The following is an 8,789-nucleotide window of genomic DNA, read 5'->3' as shown; positions in this document are numbered from 1 at the left end:
CCCGCCCTCCCACAGCCCGTTCCTCTTACTGCGCAAGTCGGTCTGCCTCAGACAGAGCCTCAGATTCAGCAAGTGCGTCTGAGTCAGTAAGTGCCTCGGCATCAGCAAGTGAGTCTGAGTCAGTAAGTGCTTCAGAATCAACAAGTGCCTCAGCCTCAGCAAGTACTTCAGAATCAACAAGTGCCTCAGCCTCAGCAAGTACTTCAGAATCAGCAAGCGCCTCTGAGTCAGCAAGTGCATCGGCTTCAGCAAGTACATCAGAATCAGCAAGCGCCTCTGAGTCAGTAAGTGCGTCAGCTTCAGCAAGTGCTTCAGCATCAGCAAGTGCGTCAGCATCAGCAAGTGCATCTGAGTCAGCAAGTGCGTCAGCATCAGCAAGTGCGTCAGAATCAGCAAGTGCGTCAGAATCAGCAAGTGCTTCAGAATCAGCGTCTGCGTCTGAGTCAGTAAGTGCGTCAGCTTCAGCAAGTACATCAGAATCAACAAGTGCATCTGAGTCAGCAAGTACTTCAGAATCAGCAAGCGCCTCTGAGTCAGCAAGTGCCTCAGCCTCAGTAAGTGCTTCAGAATCAGCGTCTGCATCTGAGTCAGTAAGTGCCTCGGCTTCAGCAAGTACATCAGAATCAGCAAGTGCATCAGCCTCAGTAAGTGCGTCAGAATCAGCGTCTGCATCTGAGTCAGTAAGTGCCTCGGCTTCAGCAAGTACATCAGAATCAGCAAGTGCGTCAGCCTCAGTAAGTGCTTCAGAATCAGCAAGTACTTCAGAATCAACAAGTGCGTCAGCCTCAGCAAGTACTTCAGAATCAACAAGTGCCTCAGCCTCAGCAAGTACATCAGCCTCAGCAAGTACATCAGAGTCAGCAAGTGCCTCGGCTTCAGCAAGTACTTCAGCCTCAGCAAGTGCGTTTGAGTCAGTAAGCGCCTCAGCCTCTGTAAGTGCCTCAGCGTCAGCAAGTGCATCTGAGTCAGCAAGCGCCTCAGCTTCAGCAAGTGCGTCAGCGTCAGCAAGTTCTTCAGAGTCAGCAAGCGCCTCTATTTCGGCTTCTAATTCTGTAATTTCAAGTAAAGGTCAGCCAGCCATTCTATCACTTGAAAGCCTGGATATTGAAAGCGTCATTGCCTCAGATTCTATCAGTACATCATCAAGCGTTTCAGAATCAGAGTCAGCATCATTGAGTGTCTCATTGAGTGAATCACAATCTGCCTCTGTAAGTGCTTCAATTTCTGCAAGTGAGTCTGTATCGTTGAGTGAAGTACAAAGTGCAAGTGTGTCTGTGTCAGAATCAGCAAGCACATCTGCGTCAGCGTCATCGAGCGCATCCGCTTCAGTATCTGAGTCAGCTTCTACATCAGCATTCTTGAGTGCCTCTGAAAGCACAAGTGCTTCAACATCATTGAGTACTTCAGCAAGTCTTTCAACCTCTGCCTCTGTAAGTGCTTCAGTGTCAGCCTCATTGAGTGCCTCAGAATCAACTTCTGAAGTGAAAGATCCTAAGCATAAACGTGGTAGCCAAGCGCTTCCTAAGACTGGTGAGGAAAACTCATCATTGTCAATGGCATTTGGTGCTTTGGCAACTGCAACAGGTCTCGCCTTTCTTGCTAAACGTAAGAAAGATGAAGAAGAAAGTGAAGACTTCTAAGTCTTAGTAAGTTTAATCATTATCTTCTAGCGAGATAATCAAATATCCCCTATCGATTAGAGTGATTTCCTAATTGGTAGGGGATTTTTTTAGTCTGATATTCTAAAAATACAAATAGTTTTAATAAGTCTTAGGGTTACCATTATTATCGTATTTTTAGAGATATGAAAGAAAGGATTAATCGCTAGAAAGCAATCTCGAAATGAGATTTTTTGCTTAATTTTATGATAAAATTTAAAGGAGTGTTTTAATCAAAAATAAATGGAGTTTATATGTTTTTTAGAAGGAATGAAGGTCAATATCGTGAAACCGATCGTGTGACACGCTTTAAATTGGTTAAGTCAGGGAAGCACTGGCTTCGTGCGGCGACGTCGAATTTTGGTCTTTTCAAGGTGCTTAGAGGAGGCGTGGATACACCGTCTGTTGCTGCCCATCAGGTAGAGGTGGATGCACCTGCTTTTTCAGGTCAGACACTGCTTAAGGGAGTGCTTGCAACGGGGGCCTTGTTAGGTGGTTCTGTTGTGACTCAAGTAGCTCATGCGGATGAAATGACTGATCAGCCGATTTTGGAAAGTGAAGCAGGAGCTAAGACTGATCTCTTGGCTACATCTGATTCCATTGTTCTTGGAAATATGGAGTCTGTGTCCAGTGTTCAAGAGAGTCAAGTAAATAGTCAAGAGTCATCAGAAACTGCGTCAAGTCAGACTTCGGAGGCTTCTTTGAGTGAGTCTCTATCACGCAGCCAATCAGTGTCTGCTTCTGAATTAGCTTCAAAATCGACATCCTTGTCATTGAGTGCCTCGCTTTCTGCTTCCTTGTCAGCTTCATTAACTTCTAAGTCGGAATCAGTAAGTCAGACAGATTCCTCTTCACATAGTCTGTCAGAGAGTACGCTTAGAGAAAGTTCAGAGCATAGTACAAGTACATCTGTTCAGTCAGTTAGCAAGAGTGATAGTAGTAGCGACACTAAAGTAGGGATGTCCCTTGTCATCTCAGAGTCAACCTTGTTAAACGCTTCCTTGACATCTGAAGTGCAAACGAATCGCCAATTATCTGATACGGCGACTGGGCTACTAGCTGCCTCGGTTGTGGCTGATGCTGAGCGTTTAGAACAAGAAAAGCGTCTCAAAGATCTAGCCTTAGACATTTATACCTATAAAGCTCAAGCTGTTGATTTGCCAAATACGGATGTTGCTATTCTCAAGGGAGATAAAGCCTTGGGTGCCATTCGTGTCAGTCTGGCTGATCGTGATAGCGATGTGTCTCCTACGATTAGTCAGGCTCGTCAGGCTAGAAATAGTCTTGCCAATGCGGTGCTTCGTGCGACATCTGGTCAGCGTGATCCTCGTAATGGTTCTCGCATTGATGCTAATAGCAACCTTCGTGCACCCCAGTATAATTTAGGTCCGGCTAACAATGCCTTGATTTCTGTTTATAACTCTGACTACATCAATCATGCTTATAATGTTGTTGAAACCATTCCTACACGAAATAGTATTAAAAGCATTGGCTACGCTTCTGGTAGTGATCGAGTGAATGGCATCAACATACCTCAGACTTCTGCATTGAAAAATAGTGCAGTCGCCTTTAATATTGTGGGGACTGTTGGGCAGACAGGGGTCGTAACGCCTGGGAAAATTTATAATGTTTCTTTTGTAGTGACTAATACGGCTAGGCAGTCAGTGACACGTACGCTTCGTATTCAGGTTTTGCCACAAAATGATGGCATTCGAAACCCGATTACGGCGGTGACAACGGGGGCTTATGTTAATGACACAAGTAATCTCGCTCAAGCCGAAAAAGATAAGGTTTGGGAGGCCTTTAAGACTGCTAACCCCAATATTGCCACTTCAAAGGACTTTAAATCTTATTCGGTTTCAGCATCTGGTGTGGTGACCATTACTTATAAAGATAACACCACAAATGATGTGACGGCTCCAGTGAAGCGACTTGCAGCACCAACGGTTGAAACGAGATTATTGGACAAGGCTTACACGCAGACACCTGTAACTGTGACAGGAGCTGAACCAGGTTCTACAGTCGTTCTATACAATAATGACGACGAAGTAGGAACAGCAGTGGCAGATGCTTCGGGTCAAGCGATTGTGACGCCGACAGTTAAGTTACAAACAGGTGGTGTAACAGCCAAAGCTCGCATCATGTATGATGATTATGCGGTATACTCAGATGCCAGCAATTCCGTGGCTGTAACGGATGGGACGCGTCCTGAAGTGACGGCTAAGTTGACTGTCGATGGTGTGGAACCTAAGTCTACGCCTCTCGAAGGTGGTGGGAAAAACTATACCATCTATGCTGGCGATGATGCTGTTTTGACTTTCACGGCTACAGATGACAGTGGCAAGCTTAAAGAAATGAAAGTTGTTGCAAGAGCCGACTTGGATGACAATGCCTTGAACGGAAATTTCTTTGGTAGTAGCCAGTATGGAACAGGTAATATTGAACCGATTACGGGAGATATCACAGCAACGAGTGACAATCCTGCAACCATCACAGCGACCATTCATTTGAAAGATGATCTTTACCATTCCTTCCGAAACACATGGCAACGTAATGTTGCTGCTATCGACAATGCATCAAATATGAACCGTCCAAATGGCTTGGGTGAGATTCGTATTACTCAGGGACGCTTAGCAGATCGTACGCCGGGTGTGGCACCGACAAGCACTATTCAGGTGACCAGCCTGACTGCCTTAACAGATGCAGATAAAAGCAAGATTATTGCGGCTGTGTCGGCCTTGAATCCAGAGGTTGCCAACCGTATTAAGTCTTATACGGTTAATAGCGATGGAACGGTAACGATTACTTATAAAGACAGTACGACGAATGTTGTGACGGTGAAATTGTCGGATAGTGATCACAGCCAGTCAGTGTCGCAAAGTGCCAGTCAGTCTAAGCAGGAGTCGATTTCTCAAAGTCGAAGTGAGTCCGTTAAGCAGTCTGCGTCGACCAGCCTTTCATTGAGCACGGTTGCTTCAAAAAGTGTTTCAAGTTCCTTGAGTTTATCAGCACAACAGAGTGTTTCAAGATCACAAAGCCAATCTGCTTCAACGAGTGCGTCATTGAGTGTCGTGAAGTCACAGAGTGTCTCAAGTTCCTTGAGTTTATCAGCACAACAGAGTGTTTCAAAATCACAAAGTCAATCAGTCTCAGCGAGTGCGTCATTGAGTGTCGTGAAGTCACAGAGTACCTCAAGTTCCTTGAGTTTATCAGCTCAACAGAGTGTTTCAAAATCACAAAGTCAATCAGCCTCAGCGAGTGCTTCTTTGAGTGCCGTGAAATCGGAGAGGATTTCAAGTTCCTTGAGTGAGTCTTTGAAGACTAGTGTCTCACAAAGTCAGTCAGCCTCAACAAGTACATCTTTGAGTGCCGTGAAATCGGCGAGCGTTTCAAGTTCATTAAGTGAGTCCTTGAAGACTAGTGTCTCACAAAGTGAGTCAGCCTCAACAAGCACATCTTTGAGTGCAATGAAATCGGAGAGGATTTCAAGTTCCTTGAGTGAGTCCTTGAAGACTAGCGTCTCACAAAGTCAATCAGCTTCAACAAGCACATCTTTGAGTGCCGTGAAATCGGCGAGCATTTCAAGTTCCTTGAGTGAATCCTTGAAGACAAGCATTTCGCAAAGTGAATCTGCTTCAACGAGTGCTTCTTTGAGTGTTGAGAAATCAGCAAGTGTTTCAAGTTCCTTGAGTGAGTCCTTGAAGACAAGCGTCTCACAAAGTGAGTCAGCTTCAACAAGCACATCTTTGAGTGCCGTGAAATCGGAGAGCGTTTCAAGTTCTTTGAGTGAATCCTTGAAGACAAGCGTCTCACAAAGTCAATCAGCCTCAACCAGTACATCTTTGAGTGCCGTGAAATCGGAGAGTGTTTCAGGTTCTTTGAGTGAGTCTTTGAAGACAAGCGTCTCACAAAGTGAGTCAGCTTCAGAGAGTGCTTCAGTTTCCGAGTCACAATCAGTTTCTAATTCAGAATCAGCTTCAACAAGTGCATCAGTGAGCACATCACAGTTAGAGTCAAATTCAGTCTCAGCTTCAGAAAGTGCATCAACTTCAACATCTCAGTCTGAGTCGAACTCAACATCAGCCTCAGTAAGTGCGTCAACATCAACATCACAGTTGGAGTCAAATTCAGTCTCAGCTTCAGAAAGTGCGTCAACATCAACATCACAGTCTGAATCGAACTCAACATCAGCATCTGAAAGTGCCTCAACATCGATCTCTCAATCAATCTCAAATTACGAGTCAGCTTCAGAGAGTGAGTCAGTATCTGAATCGCAGTCAGTCTCAAACTCAGAGTCAGCCTCAGAGAGTGCCTCAATTTCAGCGTCACAATCAGAATCGAATTCAGTTTCTACTTCAGAAAGTGAATCAACGTCAACATCACAATCCGAGTCAAACTCAGTTTCGACTTCAGAAAGTGAATCAACGTCAACATCACAATCCGAGTCAAACTCAGTCTCAGTTTCAGAAAGTGCCTCAACGTCAACATCACAATCCGAGTCAAATTCAGTTTCAGCTTCAGAAAGTGCATCAGTAAGCACATCACAGCTGGAATCGAATTCAGTTTCGACTTCAGAGAGTGAGTCGACATCAGCATCACAATCCGAGTCAAACTCAGTTTCAGCTTCAGAAAGTGCATCAACGTCGACATCACAATCAGTATCCAATTCAGAGTCAGCCTCTGTAAGTGCGTCAGTATCAGAATCACAGTCAGTGTCAAACTCAGAGTCAGCCTCTGTAAGTGAGTCAGTATCTGAATCACAATCAGTATCAACTTCCGAGTCATCGTCAGAAAGTGCTTCAGTAAGCGAATCACAATCAGTTTCTAATTCCGAGTCTGCATCTGCAAGTGAGTCGATTTCAGAATCACAATCTGTCTCAACTTCCGAATCATCGTCAGAAAGTGAATCAACATCGATATCACAATCCGAGTCAAATTCGGTTTCTACCTCAGAGAGTGAGTCGACATCAATGTCACAATCATTGTCAAACTCCGAATCAAACTCAGTTTCAACTTCAGAAAGTGAATCAGAAAGCACATCACAGCTGGAATCGAATTCAGTTTCAACTTCAGAGAGTGAGTCAACGTCAGCTTCACAATCCGAATCAAACTCAGTTTCAACTTCAGAAAGTGAATCAACGTCAACGTCACAATCCGAATCAAACTCAGTTTCAACTTCAGAGAGTGAATCAACGTCAACATCACAATCCGAGTCAAACTCAGTTTCTACTTCAGAAAGTGAATCGACATCAGCGTCACAATCCGAGTCAAACTCAGTTTCTACTTCAGAAAGTGAATCAACGTCAGCGTCACAATCCGAGTCAAACTCAGTTTCAACTTCAGAAAGTGAGTCGACATCAACATCACAATCCGAGTCAAACTCAGTTTCTACTTCAGAAAGTGAATCAAATTCAGAATCACAGTCTGTTTCAAATTCAGAATCAGCTTCAACAAGTGAGTCATTTTCAGCCTCACAGTCTGTTTCAACTTCCGAGTCAGCCTATGTAAGTGCGTCTGTTTCAGTCTCACAATCAGTGTCTACTTCAGAATCAGCGTCAGAGAGTGCATCAGTTTCAGAATTACAGTCTGTATCTAATTCCGAATCAGTCTCAGAGAGTGCATCAGTTTCTGAATCACAATCAGTGTCTACTTCCGAATCAGCGTCATTAAGTGAATCCATTTCAGCATCACAGTCTGCTTCAACTTCAGAATCAGCGTCATTAAGTGCGTCAGTTTCAGAATCACAGTCTGTCTCAACTTCAGAATCAGCATCAGTAAGTGAATCAATTTCAGAATCACAATCAGTGTCTAATTCCGAATCCGCTTCATTAAGTGCGTCAGTTTCAGAATCACAGTCTGTTTCAAACTCCGAATCAGCGTCATTAAGTGAATCAACATCGGCATCACAGTCTGAATCAAACTCCGAATCCGCTTCAGAAAGTGCATCAGTTTCAGAATCACAGTCTGCTTCAAACTCCGAGTCATCTTCAGCAAGTGAGTCAGTGTCTGAGTCGCAGTCTGTATCTAATTCCGAATCAGCGTCAGAGAGTGCATCAGTTTCAGAATCACAATCAGTTTCAAATTCCGAGTCAGTGTCTGTAAGTGAATCAATTTCAGAATCACAATCTGTCTCAAATTCAGAATCAGCATCAGTAAGTGAATCAATCTCAGAATCACAGTCTGCTTCAAACTCAGAGTCAGCGTCAGTAAGTGAATCAATTTCAGCATCACAGTCTGAATCGAACTCAGTTTCAGCTTCAGAGAGTGAATCAACCTCAGCTTCACAATCCGAGTCAAACTCAGTTTCGACTTCAGAAAGTGAATCAACGTCAGCGTCACAATCAGAATCAAATTCAGTTTCGACTTCAGAAAGTGAATCAACATCAGCGTCACAATCAGAATCAAATTCAGTTTCGACTTCAGAAAGTGAATCAACATCAGCGTCACAATCCGAGTCAAACTCAATTTCGACTTCAGAGAGTGAATCAACATCGACATCACAATCCGAGTCAAACTCAGTTTCAACTTCAGAGAGTGAATCAACGTCAACATCACAATCCGAATCAAACTCAGTTTCGACTTCAGAAAGTGAATCGACATCAGCGTCACAATCAGAATCAACCTCAGTTTTAACTTCAGAGAGTGAATCAACGTCAACATCACAATCCGAGTCAAACTCAGTTTCGACTTCAGAAAGTGAATCGGCATCAGCTTCACAATCAGAATCAAATTCAGTTTCAACTTCCGAGAGTGAATCAACATCGACATCACAATCCGAGTCAACTTCAGTTTCTGCGTTAGAAAGTGCATCAGTAAGTACATCACAATCTGAGTCAAACTCAGTTTCAACTTCAGAGAGTGAGTCAACGTCAACATCACAATCCGAGTCAAATTCAGTCTCAGCTTCAGAAAGTGCATCAACATCAACATCACAGTCTGAATCTAACTCAACATCAGCATCTGAAAGTGCATCAACATCAACATCACAGTTGGAGTCAAATTCAGTCTCAGCTTCAGAAAGTGCGTCAACATCAACATCACAATCAGATTCAAAATCAGAATCAGCATCACAAAGTTCATCACCCTCGAGATCTCACTGGGCGCCGAAAGAAGTATAAACATCAGGACGTG

General features: G+C 43.8%; 2 protein-coding genes. Both read left to right on the top strand.

From position 1 onward, the window contains the following. On the top strand, positions 1-1,640 hold a 1,640-nt coding region (locus H7T98_RS10025), incomplete at its 5' end, for an LPXTG cell wall anchor domain-containing protein (protein WP_201061833.1). 272 nt (positions 1,641-1,912) lie between these two features. Continuing rightward, positions 1,913-8,776: an accessory Sec-dependent serine-rich glycoprotein adhesin gene (locus H7T98_RS10020; RefSeq protein WP_201061831.1), complete on the top strand. Its 6,864-nt coding sequence runs from the start codon at positions 1,913-1,915 to the stop codon at positions 8,774-8,776. Positions 8,777-8,789 lie beyond the last annotated feature (13 nt).

It is taken from the genome of Streptococcus sp. 23.2 (assembly GCF_016648665.1).
GTDB classification, from domain to species: domain Bacteria; phylum Bacillota; class Bacilli; order Lactobacillales; family Streptococcaceae; genus Streptococcus; species Streptococcus salivarius_E.
The sequence above is the reverse complement of the archived record's forward strand: the minus strand, read 5'-3'. Positions and strand labels throughout refer to the sequence as shown.